The organism is Burkholderia sp. BCC1640 (genome assembly GCF_902833125.1).
Taxonomy (GTDB): Bacteria; Pseudomonadota; Gammaproteobacteria; order Burkholderiales; family Burkholderiaceae; genus Burkholderia; species Burkholderia diffusa.
In genome coordinates, this window is the sequence record NZ_CADFEF010000006.1 from 126,066 (window position 1) to 149,492 (window position 23,427).

The window sequence follows — 23,427 nt, forward strand, 5'->3', positions numbered from 1 at the left end:
GCGTAGTGGTGGCGCCGGATCAGTTGGCGGCCTGTTTTGTCTGCTTGTCGGCGTCGGGCGCGGCGAGCCGCGTGCCGGTCGCGTCGAACCCGCCGCCGAGCGCCTTGATCAGCGCGAGCTGCATGTCGCGCCGGCGCATCTTCAGGTTCGTCACCGTCTGTTCGGACGCGAGGCGGTTGCTGTCGGCGGTCAGCACCTGGAGCTGCGGCGACAGGCCGGCCTTGTAGCGGATCACGGCAAGGTCGTATGCACGCGTCGACGCGTCGAGTGCACGCTGCGCGTCGTCCATCTGGCGATCGACCGCGCGGATCGACGCGACCTGCGTCGCGACGTCGTTCAGCGCGCTGATGAGCGTCTGGTTGTAGTTCGCGACCGACAGGTCGAAGTCTGCATAGCGGCCCTTGAGCTGCGCGCGCAACGCACCGGCATCGAAGATCGGCAGGTGGATGGCGGGGCCGAACTGCGCCTGGCGGCTCGCGAAATTCAGGAATTTGCCCCAGCCGAACGCGTCGAAGCCGAAGCCGGCAGCGAGGTTGACGTCGGGGAAGAATTCGGCCTTCGCTTCCTTCACGTCGTGCATCGCGGCCTCGACCTGCCAGCGCGCGGCGACGATGTCGGGACGGCGCGACACGAGGTCGGCTGGCAGGTTGCCGGGCAGTGCGACTTCGCCGGTCGGGTTCATCACGGGCGCGGCGATCTGCAGCCCACGGTCCGGCCCCTTGCCGAGCAGCGCGGCGAGTTGGTAGCGCACGGTCGTGATCTGGCCGTCGAGGTCGGACAGCGACGCCTGGGTCGTCGCGATGTTGCCCCGCGCGGTCTGGCGCTCCACGTTGGTGTCGAGGCCGGCCGATACGCGGCCGTCGGTGATCTTGCCGACCGTCTGACGGTTGGTGATCTCGCGCTGCGCGATGTCGCGCAGCGCATACAGTTGCGCAAGCGAGTTGTAGGTGCGGGCGACCGACGACGCGAGCGTGATGCGCGCCTGCTGCATGTCGGCTTCGGCGGCTTTTTCCTGCGACACGGCCGTATGCAGGCGCTCGCGATTCTTGCCCCACAGGTCGAGATCCCACGACGCGCTCGCGAGCGCGTTGTTCTCGCTATACCACTGGCCGCCGTACGGAGGCGGGAACAGCGCATTCGACGAATACAGCTCACGCGTCCACGAATAGCTGGCTTCGGCCTTCGGCATCAGGTTCGAGCGCGACGATTCGATGTACGACGACGCCTTCGCGATGCGCGCCTGTGCCTGCGCGATCGACGGGCTGCCCTGGAGCGCCTCGTCGATCAGCTTCGGCAGCTGCGGATCGCCGAACTGGTTCGCCCAGTCGAGTGCCGGCCACTGGCCGCCCTGGGCGGGCAGGCTCTGGGCGGTTTCGAATTGCGACGCGGGAGCGATCTGCTTGTCGCTCTTGATGCCGATGTAGTTTGCGCAGCCCGCCAGTGCCAGCGCGGCGACCGCGGCGGCAACGGCGGCGCGGCACGACCCGGCGCGCACGGACAACGGGGAGGATTTCATCGCGCTGTTCCCTGACTCGGAATGAATGATGGACACTGCAAGGATTTCCTTACATTAATCTGTCAAAAGTAATTGTTATGGCAACTATTCCGTGACGCTACCGCCGGCGGTCTCGCAATAGTTGCTGAGAATGCGGCGCAGCATGCTCTTCAGGAACCCGACTTCTTCAGGCGTAAAACCGTCCAGCAATTGGTCCAGTACGCTGCGAAACACCGGCGGCAGCCGCTCTGCCAGCGCGCGGCCTTCGTCGGTCAGCTCGAGACGCACGACCCGCCGATCCTCGATGCTGCGCACACGGGACAGCAGGCCGCGCTTCTCGACGCGATCGAGCAGGCGCGTGACCGCGCTCGCGTCGATCCCGTATTCCCGAGCGAGTTCCGCGGCCGTCGAGCATTTGCCGACCGCGATCATGAACAGCATGCTCGCCTGCGTGCCCGTGATGCCGAGCTCTTCCTGCGTGCGCTGTGTGACGAGGTTGGTCATCACCGATTTCACGCGCGACATCAGATAACCGACGCTGTCGTTCATCTGGTACGAGGACAGCGGCGAAACAGGCGATTGGGAAGGAGAATCCGACATAAAACCCTGAGGCTGCAATAGTTGACTAGGCAGCAGTATAGGCACAATTGCTTGCCGCGGCAAATGTTAATCGAACGGGCGAGGGCGCGCTCCGCGTCCCGAAATTCCCGTGTCGTCGTCAGGGTTTTCGGTTTGCCGTCGGCGGTGTCGGCCGGTCGATCTGCCGGCTCGATTTACCCGTCTGCGACGAGGACAGGGAGGCGTCGTTTGCTGCGTTGCAAAGGCAGTCCGGCTTTCGACATCCTCACGTGCTATAATTTGCGGTTTCCAAGCTGCAACGCGCGCGCACGTGTCCCGGTGACTGACGAGCGTGCGCGTTTGCGCGTTCAACGATTTCCAGGTTTCTATGACCCGCGCCCTTCGTAACATCGCCATCATCGCTCACGTCGACCACGGCAAGACCACGCTCGTCGACCAACTGCTTCGCCAGTCCGGCACCTTCCGCGAGAACCAGCAGATTGCCGAGCGGGTGATGGACTCGAACGACATCGAAAAAGAGCGCGGGATCACGATTCTCGCGAAGAACTGCGCGGTCGAATACGAAGGCACGCACATCAACATCGTCGACACGCCGGGGCACGCGGACTTCGGTGGCGAGGTGGAGCGCGTGCTGTCGATGGTCGACTCGGTGCTGCTGCTGGTCGACGCCGTCGAGGGTCCGATGCCGCAAACGCGCTTCGTCACGAAGAAGGCGCTCGCGCTCGGTCTGAAGCCGATCGTCGTCATCAACAAGATCGACCGTCCGGGCGCGCGGATCGACTGGGTCATCAACCAGACCTTCGATCTGTTCGACAAGCTTGGCGCGACCGAAGAGCAGCTCGACTTCCCGATCGTCTACGCATCGGGCCTGAACGGCTACGCCTCGCTCGATCCGGCGACCCGCGAAGGCGACATGCGTCCGCTGTTCGAGGCGATCCTCGCGCACGTGCCGGTTCGCCCGGCCGACCCGGAAGCGCCGCTGCAGCTCCAGATCACGTCGCTCGACTTTTCGACGTACGTCGGCCGGATCGGCGTCGGCCGCATCACGCGCGGCCGCATCAAGCCGGGTCAACCGGTCGTGATGCGCTTCGGTCCGGAGGGCGACGTGCTGAACCGCAAGATCAACCAGGTGCTGTCGTTCAAGGGCCTCGAGCGCGTGCAGGTCGAGTCGGCGGAAGCCGGCGACATCGTGCTGATCAACGGTATCGAAGACGTCGGCATCGGCGCGACGATCTGCGCGGTCGATACGCCGGAAGCGCTGCCGATGATCACCGTCGACGAGCCGACGCTGACGATGAACTTCCTCGTCAACTCGTCGCCGCTGGCCGGTCGCGAAGGCAAGTTCGTGACGAGCCGCCAGATCCGCGACCGCCTGATGAAGGAACTGAATCACAACGTCGCGCTGCGCGTGAAGGATACCGGTGACGAAACGGTGTTCGAAGTGTCGGGCCGCGGCGAACTGCACCTGACGATTCTCGTCGAGAACATGCGCCGTGAAGGCTACGAACTGGCCGTGTCGCGTCCGCGCGTCGTGATGCAGGAAATCGACGGCGTGCGGCACGAGCCGTACGAGCTGCTGACCGTCGACGTTGAGGACGAGCATCAGGGCGGCGTGATGGAAGAGCTCGGTCGCCGCAAGGGCGAAATGCTCGACATGGCGTCGGATGGCCGCGGTCGCACGCGTCTGGAATACAAGATCTCGGCGCGTGGCCTGATCGGCTTCCAGAGCGAATTCCTGACGCTGACGCGCGGCACGGGCCTGATGAGCCACATCTTCGACTCGTACGCACCGGTCAAGGACGGCTCGGTGTTCGAGCGCCGCAACGGCGTGCTGATCTCGCAGGACGACGGCGCTGCCGTGGCGTACGCACTGTGGAAGCTGCAGGATCGCGGCCGCATGTTCGTGAAACCGGGCGATGCGCTGTATGAGGGCATGATCATCGGTATCCACAGCCGCGACAACGACCTCGTCGTGAACCCGATCAAGGGCAAGCAGCTGACCAACGTGCGTGCGTCGGGCACCGACGAAGCCGTGCGTCTCGTGCCGCCGGTCCAGATGTCGCTCGAATACGCGGTCGAATTCATCGACGACGACGAACTCGTGGAAGTGACGCCGCAGTCGATCCGTCTGCGCAAGCGCTTCCTGAAGGAGCACGAGCGTCGCCGCGCGAGCCGCGAAGGCGCGGTCGACTAAGCATCGGCTGTTCCCGTGCATGACGAAAAAGGCTGCCTTCGGGCGGCCTTTTTTGCATCTGCGCAGTGTGCAATCGAGCGGGTTGCAAAACACTGTTCCCGCGAGTCGCGGCAATCCGGCGAAACCCCGTCACGCGGCGCTTTCAGCCGCATTTCGCCGTGAACTTCGGTATCGGTTCTGTGATATGCTGCGCGCACGCAAGTTTTAGGTCCTTCCAAGCAAGACTTGATTCGCAATCCGCTAAACGGTCAGGCCGTGTCGCGGAAGGTTGAGTAACCCGCTATTTCTCGAGAAGCTCGAAGAAAGGTGAGCGTAAAATGTCAGATGTAATGAAGCAGTTTCAGCTGAACTCCTATCTGTTCGGCGGCAATGCTTCGTACGTTGAAGAACTGTACGATGCATACCTCAACAATCCGGCATCGGTGCCGGAGAACTGGCGAGAGTATTTCGACGCGCTGCAGAACGTGCCTGCAACCGACGGCTCGAACGCCAATGACGTTGCTCATTTCCCGATCGTCGAATCGTTTGCCGAGCGTGCGAAGGCCAATGCCTTCATCCCGCGCGAAAGCACGAGCAATCTGGCGACCGCGCGCAAGCAGGTCCACGTCCAGTCTCTCATCAGCGCATATCGCTTCCTCGGCTCGCAATGGGCCAATCTGGATCCGCTGAAGCGTCGCGAACGTCCCGCCATCCCCGAACTCGAACCCGCGTTCTACGACTTCTCCGAAGGCGACCTCGACCAGACGTACAGCGCAAGCAACCTGTATTTCGGTTTCGACCAGGCTTCGCTGCGCGACATCGTCAAGGGCCTGCGTGACACGTACTGCGGCACGATCGGCGCCGAATACATGTACATCAGCGATCCGGAGCAGAAGCGCTGGTGGCAGGAGCGCCTGGAATCGACCCGCGCGACGCCGTCCTTCTCGATCGACAAGAAGAAGCACATCCTGAATCGCCTGACGGCAGCGGAAGGCCTCGAGCGCTATCTGCACACCAAGTACGTCGGCCAGAAGCGCTTCTCGCTCGAAGGCGGCGAAAGCTTCATCGCGGCGATGGACGAAGTCGTCCAGCACGCAGGCAAGACCGGCGTGCAGGAAATCATCATCGGCATGGCGCACCGCGGCCGTCTGAACGTGCTGGTCAACACGCTGGGCAAGATGCCGGCCGACCTGTTCGCCGAATTCGAAGGCAAGCACGTCGACGACCTGCCGGCAGGTGACGTGAAGTACCACAAGGGCTTCTCGTCGGACGTGTCGACCGAAGGCGGTCCGGTCCACCTGTCGCTCGCGTTCAACCCGTCGCACCTCGAAATCGTGAACCCGGTGGTCGAAGGTTCGGCGAAGGCACGGATGGACCGCCGCGGCGACGAAGACGGCCTGCAGGTGCTGCCGGTGCAGATCCACGGTGACGCGGCCTTCGCTGGCCAGGGCGTCGTGATGGAAACGCTGAACCTCGCGCAGACGCGCGGTTACGGCACGCACGGCACGCTGCACATCGTCATCAACAACCAGATCGGCTTCACGACGTCCGACCCGCGCGACGCGCGCTCGACGCTGTACTGTACCGACGTGGTCAAGATGATCGAAGCGCCGGTGCTGCACGTGAACGGCGACGATCCGGAAGCCGTCGTGCTCGCGATCCAGATCGCGATCGACTACCGGATGCAGTTCCACAAGGATGTCGTGATCGACATCGTCTGCTTCCGCAAGCTGGGTCACAACGAGCAGGACACGCCGGCGGTCACGCAGCCGCTGATGTACAAGAAGATCGCGCAGCACCCGGGCACTCGTGCGCTGTACGCCGAGAAGCTCGTGCAGCAGGGCGTGATCACCGCCGAAGACGCCGACAACTACGTGAAGGCGTACCGCAAGGCGATGGACGACGGCCACCACACCGTCGATCCGGTCCTGTCGAACTACAAGAGCAAGTATGCGGTCGACTGGGTTCCGTTCCTGAACCGCAAGTGGACGGATGCAGCCGATACGGCCGTGCCGCTCGCCGAACTGAAGCGCCTCGGCGAACGCATCACGACGGTCCCGGAAAACTTCAAGGTCCACCCGCTCGTCGAGCGCGTGATCAACGACCGCCGCAACATGGCGCGCGGCGACCAGCCGCTCGACTGGGGCATGGGCGAACACCTCGCATTCGCGTCGCTCGTCGCATCGGGCTACTCGGTGCGCCTGACGGGCCAGGACTCGGGCCGCGGCACGTTCACGCACCGTCACGCGGTGCTGCACGACCAGAACCGCGAGCGCTGGAACGACGGCACGTACGTGCCGCTGCAGAACATCGCCGACGGTCAGGCGAAGTTCACGGTGATCGACTCGGTGCTGTCGGAAGAAGCGGTGCTGGGCTTCGAATACGGTTACTCGACCGCCGAGCCGAACACGCTCGTGCTGTGGGAAGCCCAGTTCGGCGACTTCGTCAACGGCGCGCAGGTCGTGATCGACCAGTTCATCTCGTCGGGCGAAGTGAAGTGGGGCCGCGTGTCGGGTCTCACGATGCTGCTGCCGCACGGCTACGAAGGCCAGGGTCCGGAACACTCGTCTACGCGTATCGAGCGTTTCCTGCAGCTGTGTGCCGATCACAACATGCAGGTCGTTCAACCGACGACGCCGGCACAGATTTTCCACCTGCTGCGTCGCCAGATGATCCGTCTGTTCCGCAAGCCGCTGATCGTCGCAACGCCGAAGTCGCTGCTGCGCCACAAGGAAGCGGTGTCGGACCTGTCGGAACTCGCGAAGGGTTCGTTCCAGCCGGTGCTGGGCGAAACCGACGGCGGCATCGACGCGAAGAAGGTCAAGCGCGTGCTGGCGTGTTCGGGCCGCGTGTACTACGACCTCGTCGCGCATCGCCGCGAAGCGAAGGCGAACGACGTCGCGATCATCCGTATCGAGCAGCTGTATCCGTTCGCGCACAAGCAGTTCGAAGCCGAAATGAAGAAGTACGAGAACGCGACTGAAGTGGTCTGGGTGCAGGACGAGCCGCAGAACCAGGGCCCCTGGTTCTACGTCGAGCACCACCTGAAGGAAGGCATGAAGGAAGGGCAGAAGCTGGCATACAGCGGCCGTCCGGCTTCGGCCTCGCCGGCGGTTGGCTACTACGCGAAGCACTACGAGCAGCAGAAGGCCCTCATCGAAGGTGCGTTCGGCCGCCTGAAGAGCGCATCGATCGCGAAATAATCGACGTCAAGCGAAACGGGAAGGCGCGCAGCGCTTTCCCGTGTCTTTTGGCCCGCCGGGCGCGTCGCGCGCCGCATCGGCCGAAGGAATCGCACGAACCTCGTCATTACCCAGATTAAGCATCCAGGAAAATCACATGGCTATCGTAGAAGTCAAAGTCCCCCAGCTTTCGGAGTCGGTTTCGGAAGCCACCATGCTGCAGTGGAAGAAGAAGCCGGGCGAAGCAGTCGCGCAGGACGAAATCCTGATCGAACTCGAGACCGACAAGGTCGTGCTCGAAGTGCCGGCACCGGCCGCGGGCGTGCTCGCGCAAGTGCTGCAGAACGACGGTGACACGGTCGTCGCCGACCAGATCATCGCGACGATCGACACCGAAGCGAAGGCAGGTGCTGCCGAAGCAGCGGCGGGCGCCGCCGAAGTGAAGCCGGCCGCAGCACCCGCTGCAGCCGCACCGGCAGCACAGCCGGCTGCCGCGGTTGCATCGAGCTCGGCAGCCGCATCGCCGGCCGCAGCGAAGCTGCTGGCCGAGAAGGGCCTGTCGGCAGGCGACGTCGCCGGTTCGGGCCGCGACGGCCGCGTCACGAAGGGCGACGCGCTGGCCGCAGGCAGCGCACCGAAGGCTGCTCCGGCCGCCGCACCGGCGAAGACCGCCGCTGCAAAGCCGTCGCTGCCGGAAGTGAAGGTGCCGGCGTCGGCCACGACGTGGCTCAACGATCGTCCGGAACAGCGCGTGCCGATGTCGCGTCTGCGTGCGCGTATCGCCGAGCGTCTGCTCGAGTCGCAGCAGACCAACGCGATCCTGACGACGTTCAACGAAGTCAACATGGCTCCGGTCATGGAGCTGCGCAACAAGTACAAGGACAAGTTCGAGAAGGAACATGGCGTGAAGCTCGGCTTCATGTCGTTCTTCGTGAAGGCGGCCGTGCATGCGCTGAAGAAGTTCCCGCTCGTGAACGCGTCGATCGACGGTAACGACATCGTCTATCACGGTTACTTCGACATCGGTATCGCCGTCGGCTCGCCGCGCGGCCTCGTGGTGCCGATCCTGCGCAATGCCGATCAACTGAGTCTCGCGGACATCGAGAAGAAGATCGCCGAATTCGGCCAGAAGGCGAAGGACGGCAAGCTGTCGATCGAGGAAATGACGGGCGGTACGTTCTCGATCTCGAACGGCGGCGTGTTCGGCTCGATGCTGTCGACGCCGATCATCAACCCGCCGCAGTCGGCCATCCTCGGCGTGCACGCGACGAAGGAGCGCCCGGTCGTCGAAAACGGCCAGATCGTGATCCGTCCGATCAACTACCTGGCACTGTCGTACGACCACCGGATCATCGACGGCCGCGAAGCCGTCCTGTCGCTCGTCGCGATGAAGGATGCGCTGGAAGATCCGGCACGCCTGCTGCTCGACCTGTAAGCCGAGTCTCACTGCATTGACCCGCTCCGCACGCTCGCGTACACGCGCGGCCGTGCGGGCGTACAAGTAGAAAGGATTGTCATGTCCAAGGAATTTGACGTCGTCGTGATCGGCGCCGGCCCCGGCGGCTACATCGCCGCGATTCGCGCCGCGCAGCTCGGCAAGACCGTTGCCTGTATCGAGAAGTGGAAGAACCCGGCCGGCGCGCTGAAGCTCGGCGGTACCTGCCTGAACGTCGGCTGCATCCCGTCGAAGGCGCTGCTCGCCTCGTCGGAAGAGTTCGAGAACACGTCGCATCACCTGGCCGACCACGGCATCACGGTCGACGGCGTGAAGATCGACGTCGCGAAGATGCTCGGCCGCAAGGATGCGATCGTCGAGAAGATGACGAGCGGGATCGAGTTCCTGTTCAAGAAGAACAAGATCACCTGGCTGAAGGGCCATGGCAAGTTCACCGGCAAGACCGACGCCGGCGTGCAGATCGAAGTGAGCGGCGAGGGCGAGGCCGAAGTCGTCACCGCGAAGAACGTGATCATCGCGACGGGTTCGAAGGCGCGTCACCTGCCGAACATCCCGGTCGACAACAAGATCGTGTCGGACAACGAAGGCGCGCTGACGTTCGACTCGGTGCCGAAGAAGCTCGCCGTGATCGGCGCAGGCGTGATCGGCCTCGAACTCGGCTCGGTGTGGCGTCGCCTGGGCGCCGAAGTGACGGTGCTCGAAGCGCTGCCGGCGTTCCTCGGCGCAGCCGACGAAGCGCTCGCGAAGGAAGCGGCCAAGCTGTTCAAGAAGCAAGGCCTCGACATCCATCTCGGCGTGAAGATCGGTGACGTGAAGACGACGGCGAACGGCGTGTCGATCGCCTACACCGACAAGGACGGCAACGCGCAGACGCTCGACGCCGACCGCCTGATCGTGTCGGTCGGCCGCGTGCCGAACACCGACAACCTCGGCCTCGAGGCGATCGGCCTGAAGGCGAACGAGCGCGGTTTCATCGACGTGGACGACCACTGCCGTACCGCGGTGCCGAACGTCTATGCGATCGGCGACGTGGTGCGTGGCCCGATGCTCGCGCACAAGGCGGAAGACGAAGGCGTGCTGGTCGCGGAAGTGATCGACGGCCAGAAGCCGCACATCGACTACAACTGCATTCCGTGGGTGATCTACACGTACCCGGAAATCGCATGGGTCGGCAAGACGGAACAGCAACTGAAGGCCGAAGGCCGCGAGATCAAGTCGGGCAAGTTCCCGTTCTCGATCAACGGCCGCGCGCTCGGCATGAACGCGCCGGACGGTTTCGTGAAGATGATCGCGGACGCGAAGACCGACGAACTGCTCGGCGTGCACGTGATCGCCGCGAACGCGTCGGACCTGATCGCGGAAGCCGTGGTGGCGATGGAGTTCAAGGCGGCGTCGGAAGACATCGCCCGCATCTGCCATCCGCACCCGTCGATGTCGGAAGTGATGCGCGAAGCGGCGCTCGCCGTCGACAAGCGCTCGCTGAACAGCTGAGCGCGATATAGCGCCGGCCGACCATCGGCCGGCGCAGCCGTCTCATGACGAAGGCGGGCGGGGTTTCCCGTCCGCCTTCGTTTTTTCCGGTTTGCCCGATGAACGTCACCGAATACTACACGCGCGAACTGACCACGCGCGGCTATCAGTCCGATCCCGCCCAGCGCGCGGCCGTCGATCGCCTGCAGTGCTGTTTCGACGAGTGGGTCGAATACAAGGCGCGTCGCTCGAACGCATTCAAGAAGCTCATCAATCATCCGGACCTCCCGCGCGGCGTCTATATGTGGGGCGGCGTCGGTCGCGGCAAGAGCTTCCTGATGGACAGCTTCTACGCGGTGGTGCCCGTGCAGCGCAAGACGCGCCTGCATTTCCACGAATTCATGCGTGAGGTACACCGCGAACTCGAGGAGCTGAAAGGGCAGGCCGATCCGCTCGACGAGCTCGCGCGACGCATCGCGAAGCGCTACCGGCTGATCTGCTTCGACGAATTCCATGTGTCGGACATCGCGGACGCGATGATCCTGTACCGGCTGCTCGATCGCCTGTTCAACAACGGCGTGCAGTTCGTGATGACGTCCAACTACGATCCCGACGATCTGTATCCCGACGGCCTGCATCGCGACCGCATGCTGCCGGCGATCGCGCTGATCAAGCAGAAGCTCGACGTGCTGAATGTCGACGCGGGCGTTGACTATCGCCAGCGCACGCTCGCGCAGGTGCAGATGTACCACACGCCGCTCGGCGCGGATGCCGATCGCGAACTGCGTCATGCATTCGCGAAGCTTGCCGCGGTGCCGGACGAAAGCCCGATCCTGCATATCGAGAAGCGCGAGCTGAAGGCGCTGCGCAAGGCCGACGGGGTCGTCTGGTTCGATTTCGCGACGCTGTGCGGCGGCCCGCGTTCGCAGAACGATTATCTCGAGCTTGCCAGCCGCTTCCATGCGATCGTGCTGTCGGAAGTGCCGCAGATGTCGCCGCGGATGGCGTCCGAGGCGCGGCGCTTCACGTGGCTCATCGACGTGCTGTACGACCACAAGGTCAAGCTGCTGATGTCCGCGGCGGTACCGGCGGAGCAGTTGTACGTCGAAGGGCCGATGGCGAACGAATTCGCGCGCACGGTTTCGCGGATCGTCGAGATGCAGTCGAAGGAATACCTCGAGACGCCGCGCCGCATCGTCGATACTTCGCTGACCTGATCGCGGTTTTCGGCAAATGACGGACTTCAAACGTCAATTCCGGTTAAATTATCGCGATCTCGGGGTAATTTCGGATTTGTCTTATATTCATGGTTGAGGGCTGTCGATATCGTTGAGTCATGGTTCCTAAGGCTGGAGATGTCCATGACACCGTATCGCGATCTGACCGACCATGAGTGGCGCTGCGTCGTACCGCTTCTGCCCGAAATGCAGCCGCGCACCGAGTTGCGCGGCCGTCCGTTGGCCAACACGCGCGCCGTCCTGAACGGCGTACTCTGGGTGATTTACAGCGGCGCGACCTGGTCCGCGATGCCGCGTCGCTACCCGTCGTACCAGACGTGCCATCGCCGCTTCAAGGTGTGGCACGAGACCGGCACGTTGATGCAGGTGATGCGCGAGCTGTATGGCGACGCCGGCGTGAATCTGTGCAAGGAGCTGGCCACGCGGATGCGCAAGCACGCGCAGTCGAAGGCGGCGGAGGTGCGCAGTGCTGCGGCGCCGGCGTATCGTGCACCGGGCAGCTATGCGGCGGATGCGCTGAAGCGTGCGGCATGACGTTGGTCGAATTCATTCGCGCCCGCATCAAAACAAAATCGGCCTGACGACATCGTCGCAGGCCGATTTTTCATTACGTTGCGCGTATCGACGCGCGTCGCGTTATTGCGCGCGAACCCAGGTCTGCGACCGGCCGAGCAGCGACACGCCGATATAGCCGCGCACGACGAGCTTCTGGCCGCCGTCTTCCAGCGACATCTTGCACTTGTAGACCTTGCCGTTTTCCGGGTCGAGGATATTGCCGCCGTCCCAGTGGTCGCCGTCCTTCTTCATCGCCTTGATGATCGTCATGCCCTTGATGAGCTGATCCTTGCGCTCGTCCGTGCATGCGGTGCAGCGGCGATCGGGCGTGTCGTTGGCGCCGAGGCCCTTGACGACCTTCCCCGCCAGCGAGCCTTCGCCGTCATCGGCGATCTGCACGAGCGCCTTCGGCTGATGCGTGTTGTCGTCGATCGTCTGCCACATGCCGACGGGGCTGTCGGCTTGGGCGAACGTAGGGGCGGCGCAAGCGAGCAGCGCGCTTGCAATGGCCAGCGTGCGCAACGGGCGGGTCAGTTGAATCATCGTCTTCCTCCTTGTTTCATGTCGTATTCGATGCGCTCGCACGACCGTCTGCATGGGGCGGTGGCATGTTGCGAGCTTTGCCAGAATACGTGAAACCGCGCGCTGCGTTTGATAGAGGGGGCTCTAATCCAAACGGCCCGCGCGACGCGGGCTGTTTGGTGACCGATCAGTTGAGCTGATACGAGAACGCGGCATTCACGCGCGGGCTGCGCGATGCGCTTTCAACCGGCGCATCGCCGACCGGCTTCGCGATATTCAGGTCGAGACTGTAGTAACGGCTGTCCGTAAACCGCACGCCGATACCGACCGACGACAGGCGGCTCGGCGACGGCGTGCCAGTATGCAGATACACGCGCGCCATGTCGTACGCAATGTACGGCGTGATGGATTTCATATACGTCCAGCCCGGCGTGAATCCGCGGTTGACCTCCAGCGACATCCCCCAGCCCGAGTCGCCGGACGTTTCGCCGGGCTGGTAGCCGAGCGCATAGCGCGTCGAACCGAACGAGATCTGCTCCGACGTCGGCAGCGAGTCGGGGCTGTACTGGCCGGTCAGCGAGACCGACGTGCCGATTTTGAACGGCCATTCGTTGGTCTGCGCGAAGGTTGCGCCGGTGCGCACGAACGTCAGCGAGATCGGGCTGTCAACCGATGTCGTGTTCGAGCCGATCGTGATGTCCTGCGATTTCGACGCGCCGAGAATGTTGAAACCCTTCGCGACGTTGACGCTCAGCTTCTGTACCTGCTTGGCCGACACGCTCGTGTAGTCGAGCTGCATTTGCAGCACGCGGACCTGCGAGCGCGTGTCGATGCTGTTGCCGCTGATCTTGTTCTGGTAACGGTCCTCGTTGTGTGACGCATAGCCCGACACGGTGCCGAGCAGGCTGCGCTGGTTGTTCAGCAGCAACGGATAGGACGCCGAAAGACCGAGCTTCTCGTTCTTGACCGTACGCTCGACGGTCGACGGCAGGCCCGGGTTGTCGGTCGGCTTGCCGCGATACGTGCTGGCGTCGAGGCGTGTGACCAGCCCGCTGCTGCCGACCGGCACCGCACCGCTGAACGCGACGTAGGTTTGCTTGTCGCGTCCGGGCGGCACCAGCGCGGAAATGCTCAATTGCTCGCCGAACGACGTGAGGCCGTTCTCCGTCGCGGTGATGAGGCCCTGGACGCCGGGGTGATTGAAGTCGATGCCGGTGCTGATGTTGAATGCTTTGCGGTCGACGGCCAGTTCGAGCGTCGTGGCGCCGTCGGTCGTTTGCGGCGGCGGCACGTTGGCCTTCACCGTCACGCCGGGCAGGAGGCCGAACGTGTTCACGTAGCGTTCGAACGTCGCGCGGCGCAGCGGGCGATCGGCCGTGATGTGCGCGGCGATCGCGCGGATTTTCGATTCCATCGCGCCGGGCTTGCCGGTGACCTTGACGTCCGACACATAGCCTTCGACGACCGTGACGCGCACGACGCCGTTCTCGAATGTCTGCGCTGGAATGAACGCGAACGACAACGCATAGCCGCGATCCTGATACAGCTTGGTCACGCCGTTCGCGGTTTCGATCAGTTCGCCGATCGTGATGTCCTTGCCGACGAGCGGCGTGAAGCGACGCGAGATTTCGTCGAAGGGCACCGACTTCACGCCTTCGACCTGGAACGTCGTCGGTGTCAGGTGCCGCGACAGCAACTCCTGGAGTTGCGGTGCCTGCGGCGCGACCTGCACGGTAACGCTCGGGCCTTTCTTTGGTGCGTTGATCTGGGGGAGGGAATCGAGCGGGTTACCTGCCGCGCGCGTCTGTGCTTGTGCCGTGCCTGCTGCCGCGATGGCGAGCAGCATCATCCATCTGTCGAGTCTGGATTTCATTGTTCTTCCTCGTAGGCCTTGCTTTTCGTCTTCTTTCTAATGCAGGCGCGCGACACCAGGGTGTCGCGCGCCGCTTGCCGCATTGCCGGTTGTGTTTGTACGGCCGCGCCTCATGCTCCGGCTGCAAAGGCGCGACCGTCCTCCTTACTTGCCAACGCTACCCAGCGTGCCCAGCAACCCCGTTACCGGCGCGAGGAGCCCCGTCGAGCTGCCCGACGATGCCGTCCCCGTCGCGCCGCCAACGAGCGACGTGACCGGTGCGAGCGGATTCGACGAAGCCCCGGACCCCGCCGCACCGCCGACTGCTCCGGTGACAGTATTCAGCAAACCGGTGACGGGCGCGAGAGGGTTTGCCCCGCCTGCGCCACCCGTTGCGCCGCCGAGCGTGCCCGTCAGCGTCGACACGAGACCGGTGACCGGTGCGAGCGGGCTGCTGCCCGAGCTGCCCGTTGCGCCACCGACTGCGCCGGTGAGCGAACCGAGCGGCGTCGAACCGAGACCGGACAGCAGGCCGCCGAGCGGGTTCGTCGAGCTGGAGCCCGACGACGAGCCGTTCTGTACGTTAGCCGTCGAGCCACCGACGAGGCTCGTGATCAGGCCGGGGATCGGCGCCGCGCCGTTCGGCCCGTTCGGGTTCACGAGGCCGCCTGCATTGGTCACGGTGTTGCCGACCGCGGTGACGAGCTGGCCGACATCGCCGACGAGCGGCTGATTCGACGTGCTGCCGACCTGCTTGCCCGCCGAGCTGATTGCGCCGCCGATCTGGCCCAGCAGGCCCGACACCGGTTGTCCGAGACCCGTGGTCGTGCCGACCTGCTGCGTGACCTGGCCCGCGGTGATCACCAGCGGCGTGATGGCCGAGCTGAGCGGCTGCGTCACTTGCTGCACGGCGCCCGACGACAGCGTCGAGCCGATCGTCGTGCCCGCGGCCGACAGGCCGTTGGCGACCGTGTCGAGCACGGTGCCGACCGGCGTCGTGACGGGGGCGAGCGGTGCGAGCGGACCCGTGCCGAGCGCCTTGACCGTCGAGCTCAGCCCGGACACGGTATTGCTCGTCGCGCCGACGACATTCCCGAGGCCGGCGACCGTCGTGCCGACGGGATCCTTGATCGAGCCGGTCTGTCCGAGCCCGTTGCTCAACGCATCGGCGGCCGCGTTGATGATCGTGCCGGTGCTCGAGACGGTGCTGCCGACGCCCTTCGTCACGCCGTCGCCGAGACCCGGCAGGCTGACGTTGCCGATCGTGCTGCCGAGATCCGTTGCGGTCTGGCCGACCGTGCTGACAGCGCCCTTGGTGCCGGTGGACGAGCCACTGGTGCCGCTCGTGCCGCTGGTACCGCTCGTGCCGCTGGAGCTGCCGCCGTTGCTGCTGGTCGGCGGCGTGCTGACGCTGTTGCCGCCGCAGGCAGCCAGCAGGCACGCCGCGGCGAAGGCGGTGAGGGGCACGCGCCACTGGCGCAGGACGACCGTCGTGATGGAACGTTGCTGGGACATGATGGACTCCTCGCTGTCTTGTCGATGAATGGATGTTCGATTACTTGCCGTGCGTGCCGCCGAGCAGGCCGCCGATCAGCGACGTGACAGGCGCGAGCAGGTTCGAGCCCGAGCCCGAGTTCGTGACACCGCCCGTGCTGCCGCTCAGTGCCGGTACGCCGACCGTGCTGGTGACGGAGGACACGGCGCCCGTCACGGGGGCGAGCGGGTTGCCGGCGCCTGCGCCGCCCGTTGCGCTGCCGAGCGCGCCGGTGACCGTGGAGACCAGGCCCGTGACCGGCGCGAGCGGACCACTGCTGCCGCCGGCCACGCCGCCGAGTGCGCCCGTGACGGTGGAGACAAGGCCGGTGACCGGCGCGAGCGGACCGCCGCTGGTGCCGCCCGCCGCGCCGCCGAGTGCGCCGGTGACGGTGGAGAGAAGGCCGGTGACCGGCGCGAGCGGACCGCCGCTGGTGCCGCCCGTCGCGCCGCCGAGTGCGCCGGTGACGGTCGAGACGAGGCCCGTAACCGGGGCAAGCGGACCGCCGCTGGCGCCGCCCGTCGCGCCGCCGAGTGCGCCGGTGACGGTCGAGACGAGGCCCGTAACCGGGGCAAGCGGGCCGCCGCTGGTGCCGCCCGCTGCACCGCCGAGCGTGCCGGTGACCGTCGTGAGGAGGCCCGTGAGCGGCGCGAGCGGGTTGGTTGCGCCGCTGGTGCCGCCCGTGAACAGGCCGCCGACAGACTTCACGGTATTGCCGGTCGACGAGACGGTGTTGCCGAGGCCGGTCGTGACGGGGTTGCCGCCCGTCGATGCGATCAGCGCGCCGCCCTGGTTCAGGCCGTTGCCGATCGTGCCGAGCAGCATGTTGAGCGGGGCGCCGAGGCCGGTGGCCGTCCCGATCGTCTGCGTCGTCTGACCGACCATCGTCGTGATCGGCGTGATCGCCGAGCTGACCGTCTGCGTGACCTGCTGGATCGGGCCGGTCGACAATACGTTGGACAGCGTGGTGCCGCCGTTCGATACGGCGTTGCCGACCTGCGTCACGAGGCCACCGACGGCGCCGGTGACGGGCGCGAGCGGCGACAGCGGGCCGGTGCCGAGGCTCGTGACCAGGTTGCCGGTTTGCGTGACGGCGCCACCGAGCTGGTTCACCACGCCGCCGGTGCTGGCGACCGTGACGCCGATCGGGTCCTTCGTCGCGCCGAGTTGGCCGAGACCGTTGCCGAGGCCATTGCCGAGCGCCGTTACCGCGCCGCCGACGTTCTGCACGATGCCGCCTGCCGCCTGCGTCGTGCCCGGGTTGACGCCGGGCAGCGACTGGCCGGCGATCACGGAGCCGAGGCCGGATACGGTGCCGCCGAGATTCGTGACGAGATTGCTGCTGCTTGCGAGGACGGTTCCCACCGCGTTCGACGACACACCGGAGGTGCCGCTCGTGCCGCTGCTCGTTCCACTCGTGGTGCCGCTGGTGCTGCCGCTCGTCGAACCGCTCGTCGAGCCGCTCGTGCTGCCGCTGGTCGAGCCGCTGGTGCTACCCGACGTGCTGCCGCTCGTCGAACCGGACGTGCCGCCCGAGGTGCCGCCGCCCGACGTGGAGATCGAATCGCCACCGCCCGAGCTGGAGCCGCCGCTGAGCCCCTTGCTGATGGAGCCGGAGCCGCCGCACGCGGAGAGGGAAAGCATGGCTGCCACGGTGGCCGCGATCATTGTCGTCCGGAGCGTGCCATGAGGGATAACCTGAATGTCCATTTCGTCCTCGCATTGAAGCTGATGTTGTGTTGAGTGATGCGCGGATTACTCTGCAACTGTCGTGCCATTTCGATGGCCGACAGTTCGATGATTGGTTTTAAACGAGGCAATTCCTTGTCGGAAAAGGGATTTAGGCAAATTGAAAGATTGTTGAATCTGTTTAAGGGCAGTCAAATGAGAACGGTTTCGGCCGTTTCGTAACGTAACGTCACAACATTGGCGTTACGCGTGCGGCGTAACGTGAGGGGCGGGCAGGGCTGGCGGGCGGTCTGATTGTTTTACTGGTGGATTAGGTGTGCACATCTAACCTATCGTAAATCCTATGTGTAAATCGTACCGAAACACCGTACAAATACGTTGTGCTCCCGGAAAGTTTTTTCGGTTCGGTCTTAAAAGAGGTTGGAAGTTAAATAGGAACGGATATAGAATCCGGAGCAGGTGTAAGGAAATGTACAGTTCGGTACACGACGTTCGAGGAGGGTCACTATCGCGAATGTTAACTTGCATCAAATTGTGATACGCACCCCTCGGGGTGACATATAAAGAAAGCGCACTCGGCTGTCGTTTCACATGTGTAACGAACGGCGCGAGGCAAGGGCCAGATATACGGGGACGCACAACGTATAAAAGGCCAAAGAACGTACACACAGGCACGAGGAATTAAAAAATGAAAGCACTCATCAAGCGCTTCCTTAAGGAAGAAGACGGGGTTACCGCGATCGAGTATGGTCTGATTGCGGGGCTGGTCGCTGTCGCCATCATCGCCGGTGTATCGTCGCTCGGCACCAATCTCAATTCGATGTTCTCGACCATCGGCACGTGCGTCAGCACGGTCGGTAGCTCGGGCACGGCCGCGGCGTGCAAATTGGGTTAAGCAGTCCCAATCATTGTCTTTCGGCGTGATATCGGGCGGCTTGCTGCGGCGAGCCGCTCAACTTATATCCGCGACCGGTCTGGCGCGATGGCATATCTATTTTCTATCGGGGCGTTCCTGGCCTGGGCAGTGCTCGTCACGGCCAGTGATATTCATTCCCGGCGTATTCCGAATTTGCTCGTTGTCGGCGGGTTGGTCGCCGCATTTGCAAGCGCCTTTTACGGTGCAAATCCGTTCGGCATCGGACGCGTCCAGGCGCTGTTCGGCACGTTCGTCGGTCTGGTGGGCCTTCTCCCGTTCTTTTTCCTGGGGGTGATGGGCGCGGCCGACGTGAAGGTGTTTGCCGTCCTCGGCGCGTGGTGCGGCGTTCATGGCCTGATGTGGCTCTGGATCGCCGCAAGCCTTGTAGCGGGGATTCACGCGCTTGCCGTGCTGTTGTTGTCTCGCACGCCGCTCGGTACGTTGTGGCGGCGTGGCGCACCGGCGTCGACGATCGGTCGATATCGCGCGACGCCTTATGGCGCGTGCCTTGCAATCCCTGCGGCTGTATGGCTCGTCTGCCTCGTCGCGGGTGGGAGCGTGCGATGAAGCGGCAGAGAAAGCGGTGCGGATACGGGCGGCAGCGCGGAGCGACTGCAGTCGAATTCGCAATCATATTTCCGCTTTTCTTCGTGATCTGCTACGGGATCATTTGTTTCGGAATGGTTTTCGTGATTCAGCAAAGTTTGACGTTCGCCGCCAGTGAGGGCGCGCGCGCGGCCTTGAATTACGCCCCGGATTTGACGACGCGAACCGCGAAGGCGCAGGCGACCGCGAAAGACGTCGTCGGCTGGCTGAATATCAGCGCGCCGAATGTCGTGGTGAAGGCACCTGCATGCAAATACGACGCGTCGCTGTATTGCCTGTCGGTAACGGTGAGCTATTCGCCGCAAGCTTGGGTAACGACCATGCCCTTCGTGGGCACCATTCTGACCCAACCGCTGACAAGCACGGCAGTCGTCCAGATTTCGCAGTCGTTGCTTCAATGAGTTGCGCATCGCGACGAGGCGGTTTTTTGTCGTGTTAATTGTCAGACAAAAAGATTTGCACGGACCTTATCCGGTATCCATACGACAACATGGCCAATAACGTAACGAAGATCATCGCGGGGCTGCTGATTGCGATCGCCGTTCTGCTCGGAATCTACGCGTGGATGCTCGGGCGCAGTTCGTCTAGTCCTGTCCCGGCGCAACCGGCAGCGGCCGCGACCCCGGTGCCGGTCGTGGTCGCGACGCGCACGCTGTCGGTCGGTCAGCCGATCGCCGCAGACGCGTTGAAGATTCAGCCGACCGCACCAGCGCCGGCAGGGGCGTTTTCCGATCCGGCCACACTGGTCGGTCGCGTACCGGCGCGCGACATTCCAGCATCGGCACCCGTCGTCTCGGGCGCACTGGTGTCGGGTCTTGCCGAGGACGTCGAGCCGGGCGAACGCGCAATCGCGGTTCGCGTCGACGAGACCAATGCGGTCGGCAACCGCCTTCGGCCCGGTAATTTCGTCGACGTGTTCCTGAACCTGAAGCGGGAAGGAGGTGGCGCGATGTTCGACGGTGAAGTCTCGCAGACGCAGGCACGGCTCCTGATGTCGAAGGTTCGCGTGCTGTCGTTCGGCGATGCGACGCCGGATCGCGACAGCGGCAACAACACGAACGGCAGCAATGGCCAGCCGAGCAACACGCGCATCGCGGTACTCGCGGTGCCGACCGCGCAGGTCGATGCGTTGACTCTCGGCGAGGCGAGCGGCCGGTTGACGCTCGCGCTGCGCAACCCGCGCGACGACGAGCTCGCGACGCAGACGGTGGCGGTGCGCACGGACAACAAGCTGTCGCCGTCGGCGCTTGCCGCGGCCGGCGTATCGCTGCAACAGCTGTCCGGCACGTCGAGGACCGCAGTGGCCAACGTGAACGTGCCGCCGCTGCCGTCGCGCTTGCCGCCGGCGATGCGACCAGGCGGCAGCGGGGGCGGGGGCAGCATCGAGGTGATCCGCGGCGGCCGGTCGGAAACGGTCGCGTATTGAACAACATCGATGGAAATCGATATCGGCGACGACAAGTAAAGGCCGTGCGACGGTCCAACAAACAATGAAAAACACACTGATTGCATTCGCGATTGCGCTCTGGACCCTGACATTCGCCTCCATTGCAAGCGCGAGCGGCACGATCGAGCTCGCCGTCGGCGCGCAGCGGCAGATTTCCGCCGGCCACGCGCTGCAGCGGGTCGCCGTCGGTGATCCGGCAATCGCCGATGTGCTGATCATGAAGGGCAGTCGTTCCGGTTCCGTGCTGCTGACCGCGAAAGCGCCGGGCGCGACGAACGTGATGTTGTGGGAGCGCGGTCGCGACGAGCCGACGGTGTGGAGCGTGGAAGTCGTCGACGCGGCGGCGCAAGCGGTACTCGACGGTTCTACGCCGCAGGTGAAGGCGTACGGCGGGACGTCGGTGCTGCGGGGAACGTCGGCATCGCTCGATGCTCACGAACGGGCCGCGGCGGTCGCCAAAAACATGAGCCCCAAAGGCACGGTGATCGATCGCTCGACGCTGGCCGGCAAGAACGTCGTGCAGGTCGATGTGCGGGTGGTGGAATTCAGCCGTTCGGTGCTCAAGCAGATCGGCTTCAATTTCTTCAAGCAGAGCAACGGCTTTTCGTTCGGTTCGTTCGCACCGGGCGGCGTGCAATCGTATAACGGCGCAGCGGGCCCGGGCACGGGCTCATACATTCCGACGCTCGGCGCGCCGGTCGCGTCAGCGTTCAACCTGGTTGTGAACGCAGCAGGACGAGGCATCTTCGCCGACCTGTCGCTGCTCGAAGCAAACAACATGGCGCGCGTGCTCGCGGAGCCGACGCTCGTCGCGCTGTCCGGTCAGAGCGCCAGCTTCCTCGCGGGCGGCGAGATTCCGGTGCCCGCGCCGCAGGGACTCGGCTCGACCGCGATCCAGTGGAAGCAATACGGCGTCGGGCTGTCGCTGACCCCGACGGTGCTGAGTCCGAGCCGGATCGCGCTGAAGGTCGCACCGGAATCGAGCCAGCTCGACTTCGTGAACAGCGTGACGATCAGCGGCGTCGCCGTGCCGGGGATCACGACGCGTCGTGCCGATACGACGGTCGAACTCGGTGACGGCGAGAGCTTCGTGATCGGCGGACTGATCGATCGCCAGACATTGTCGAACGTGAGCAAGGTGCCGCTGCTCGGCGACCTGCCGATCATCGGCACGTTCTTCAAGAACCTGAACTACCAGCAGAACGACAAGGAATTGCTGATCATCGTGACACCGCATCTCGTCGCACCGATCGCGAAGGGGGCGGTACTGCCTGCGACGCCCGGCGAGTTGTCGGAGCAGCGTGACGGGCCGGTGTGGCGATCCTATCTGGGCGGTGCGGCGTCGCCGGATGCGGCACCGGGGTTTTCGAAATGAATCTGAAGCATTGCGCGTCGCGGCACGTCGCTACGCCATGCGTAATCGGGGGTGTTCGACATGAATGCACGAACCCAATCATTGTGTGAACCCGCCGTGACCGACTACTTCGTTTGTGCGTCGACAAAGGAAGCGCATGTGCGCTGGTTGGCCGATACGCTGGTTTCGGCCGGTGCGGTCGAGGCCGCGTCGCTGGAACCGGGTGTGCTGGCACAGCGCATCACCGGGCTCAATCCGGCCCTCGTGTTCATCGACTTCTCCGAACGCAGCGAAGCGGCGAGCGTCGCCGCGGCCACGGTACGTGCGGTGCATCCGGGGTTGCCGATCGTCGCGCTCGGCTCGCTCACCCAGCCGGAGAGCACGCTCGCCGCACTGCGTGCGGGCGTGCGCGACTTCATCGACGTATCGGCATCGGCCGAGGATGCGCTGCGAACGACGCGTGGATTGCTCTCCCACGTCGGCGAGCCGACGAGCCGCCACGGCAAGGTCGTCGCGTTGCTCGGCGCGCGCGCGGGCATGGGCGTCAGCACGCTTGCCGCGAATCTCGCGGTCTGGCTGCAGAAGCGGGCGCTCGGCCCGGGCGCGACGGGCGGCCCGGACGGCGGCGCGCCGGCCGGGCGCCAGACCGCGCTGATCGACCTGGGGCTGCCGGCCGGTGACGGCGCGCTGTTCCTGAACACGCGCTGCGAATTCCATTTCATCGATGCCGTGCAGAATCTGCGCCGCATCGATCGCACGTTCGTGAACACCGCGCTCACGCGACACCAGAGCGGCGTCGCACTGACGACGCTGCCGCCGGACCTCGGCGGACTGCGCGATGTGTCCTATGCGTCGTGCATCGGCTTGCTGAACCGTTTCCGTGCATTCTTCGACCAGCAGGTCGTCGATCTCGGCGGGTTCTCGAATCGGGAGTTCGTCACGCAGATCGCGGCATCGGCCGACGAGGCGTGGCTTGTCTGCGATCAGGGCGTCGCGTCGATCGTTTCGGCCGCCGACCTGCTCACCGGGTTGCGCGATGCGGGCGTCGATACCGATCGCGTCAAGCTCGTGGTCAACCAGTACGATTCCGCGCTGGATCTGATGCCCGGTCAGATCGCCGAGCGTCTCGGGTTGTCGTTGGTGGGCACCTTGCCGGCACGTCGCGTCGCGATCGGCCATGCGGCAAACCAAGGACGCCTCATCATCGACGCGGCGGAGCGCGATCCGTATGTGCGCGCACTCGAATCCCTCGCCACGCGGCTGCCCGGCGTATCGGGCGTGGCGGGCGCGTCGCGCGCGGCGCCCGGCCTGTCGGCGCTCAAACGCTTCATTCAACCCTCGTCCAAGCGGTCATAACCG

General features: G+C 64.5%; 18 protein-coding genes. 12 read left to right on the forward strand and 6 right to left on the reverse strand.

Translation table 11 applies throughout. From position 1 onward, the window contains the following. Positions 1-19: 19 nt before the first annotated feature. Positions 20-1,516 carry an efflux transporter outer membrane subunit gene (locus HWX25_RS08935; RefSeq protein WP_059691811.1) on the reverse strand — a complete coding sequence of 499 codons (1,497 nt, stop codon included), beginning with the start codon at positions 1,514-1,516 and terminating at the stop codon, positions 20-22. A gap of 84 nt (positions 1,517-1,600) precedes the next feature. After that, positions 1,601-2,095, reverse strand: a complete 495-nt coding sequence (locus HWX25_RS08940) for a MarR family transcriptional regulator (RefSeq protein ID WP_175908264.1) — start codon at positions 2,093-2,095, stop codon at positions 1,601-1,603. A 346-nt stretch (positions 2,096-2,441) separates the two neighbouring features. On the opposite strand from HWX25_RS08940, the gene typA reads away from it, so the two are divergent. The 6 genes from typA to HWX25_RS08970 all read left to right on the forward strand — a co-directional run bounded on the left by typA (position 2,442) and on the right by HWX25_RS08970 (position 12,127). Beyond that, complete coding sequence (gene typA / locus HWX25_RS08945; protein WP_059533039.1) at positions 2,442-4,268, forward strand: translational GTPase TypA; 1,827 nt, start codon at positions 2,442-2,444, stop codon at positions 4,266-4,268. 317 nt (positions 4,269-4,585) lie between these two features. Then, positions 4,586-7,450: a 2-oxoglutarate dehydrogenase E1 component gene (locus HWX25_RS08950; RefSeq protein WP_059818071.1), complete on the forward strand. Its 2,865-nt coding sequence runs from the start codon at positions 4,586-4,588 to the stop codon at positions 7,448-7,450. Between the two features lie 136 nt (positions 7,451-7,586). Further along, a complete protein-coding gene (gene odhB, locus HWX25_RS08955) occupies positions 7,587-8,864 on the forward strand; it encodes a 2-oxoglutarate dehydrogenase complex dihydrolipoyllysine-residue succinyltransferase (RefSeq protein ID WP_059691809.1) in 1,278 nt (425 codons plus the stop codon). A gap of 81 nt (positions 8,865-8,945) precedes the next feature. Continuing rightward, positions 8,946-10,376, forward strand: a complete 1,431-nt coding sequence (lpdA, locus tag HWX25_RS08960) for a dihydrolipoyl dehydrogenase (RefSeq protein ID WP_057924323.1) — start codon at positions 8,946-8,948, stop codon at positions 10,374-10,376. Between the two features lie 98 nt (positions 10,377-10,474). Next, on the forward strand, positions 10,475-11,572 hold the full coding sequence (gene zapE / locus HWX25_RS08965) for a cell division protein ZapE (protein WP_059533030.1): 1,098 nt from the start codon (positions 10,475-10,477) through the stop codon (positions 11,570-11,572). Positions 11,573-11,716: 144 nt separating this feature from the next. Continuing rightward, the gene (locus tag HWX25_RS08970) at positions 11,717-12,127 is read left to right on the forward strand and encodes a transposase (RefSeq protein WP_175908266.1); all 411 of its coding nucleotides are present in this window, start codon (positions 11,717-11,719) and stop codon (positions 12,125-12,127) included. A 102-nt stretch (positions 12,128-12,229) separates the two neighbouring features. Here the strand turns inward: HWX25_RS08970 and HWX25_RS08975 are convergent, their stop codons facing one another. The 4 genes from HWX25_RS08975 to HWX25_RS08990 form a co-directional block, all read right to left on the reverse strand. Further along, a complete protein-coding gene (locus tag HWX25_RS08975; protein WP_059818074.1) occupies positions 12,230-12,691 on the reverse strand; it encodes a DUF2147 domain-containing protein in 462 nt (153 codons plus the stop codon). Positions 12,692-12,857: 166 nt separating this feature from the next. Continuing rightward, positions 12,858-14,543 (reverse strand): ShlB/FhaC/HecB family hemolysin secretion/activation protein, encoded by a 1,686-nt coding sequence (locus HWX25_RS08980; protein ID WP_175908268.1) that lies wholly within the window; start codon positions 14,541-14,543, stop codon positions 12,858-12,860. Positions 14,544-14,687: 144 nt separating this feature from the next. Next, on the reverse strand, positions 14,688-16,037 hold the full coding sequence (locus tag HWX25_RS08985; RefSeq protein WP_059818077.1) for a collagen-like triple helix repeat-containing protein: 1,350 nt from the start codon (positions 16,035-16,037) through the stop codon (positions 14,688-14,690). Positions 16,038-16,077: 40 nt separating this feature from the next. Then, positions 16,078-17,766 (reverse strand): collagen-like triple helix repeat-containing protein, encoded by a 1,689-nt coding sequence (locus HWX25_RS08990; protein WP_175908270.1) that lies wholly within the window; start codon positions 17,764-17,766, stop codon positions 16,078-16,080. Between the two features lie 667 nt (positions 17,767-18,433). Between HWX25_RS08990 and HWX25_RS08995 the strand changes: the two genes are divergently transcribed. The 6 genes from HWX25_RS08995 (at position 18,434) to HWX25_RS09020 (ending at position 23,424) form a co-directional block, all read left to right on the forward strand. After that, positions 18,434-18,640, forward strand: a complete 207-nt coding sequence (locus tag HWX25_RS08995; protein WP_059533012.1) for a Flp family type IVb pilin — start codon at positions 18,434-18,436, stop codon at positions 18,638-18,640. An 87-nt stretch (positions 18,641-18,727) separates the two neighbouring features. Further along, positions 18,728-19,228, forward strand: a complete 501-nt coding sequence (locus HWX25_RS09000) for a prepilin peptidase (RefSeq protein WP_175908272.1) — start codon at positions 18,728-18,730, stop codon at positions 19,226-19,228. After that, positions 19,225-19,668 carry a TadE family protein gene (locus tag HWX25_RS09005; RefSeq protein ID WP_059533005.1) on the forward strand — a complete coding sequence of 148 codons (444 nt, stop codon included), beginning with the start codon at positions 19,225-19,227 and terminating at the stop codon, positions 19,666-19,668. Before HWX25_RS09000 ends, HWX25_RS09005 begins: the two co-directional genes overlap by 4 nt. An 89-nt stretch (positions 19,669-19,757) precedes the next feature. Further along, a complete protein-coding gene (gene cpaB, locus HWX25_RS09010; protein ID WP_059818082.1) occupies positions 19,758-20,693 on the forward strand; it encodes a Flp pilus assembly protein CpaB in 936 nt (311 codons plus the stop codon). A 64-nt stretch (positions 20,694-20,757) separates the two neighbouring features. Beyond that, positions 20,758-22,089, forward strand: coding sequence for a type II and III secretion system protein family protein (locus HWX25_RS09015; RefSeq protein ID WP_059532999.1), 1,332 nt, complete (start codon positions 20,758-20,760; stop codon positions 22,087-22,089). Between the two features lie 60 nt (positions 22,090-22,149). Further along, positions 22,150-23,424 carry a fimbrial protein gene (locus HWX25_RS09020; protein ID WP_175908273.1) on the forward strand — a complete coding sequence of 425 codons (1,275 nt, stop codon included), beginning with the start codon at positions 22,150-22,152 and terminating at the stop codon, positions 23,422-23,424. Positions 23,425-23,427 lie beyond the last annotated feature (3 nt).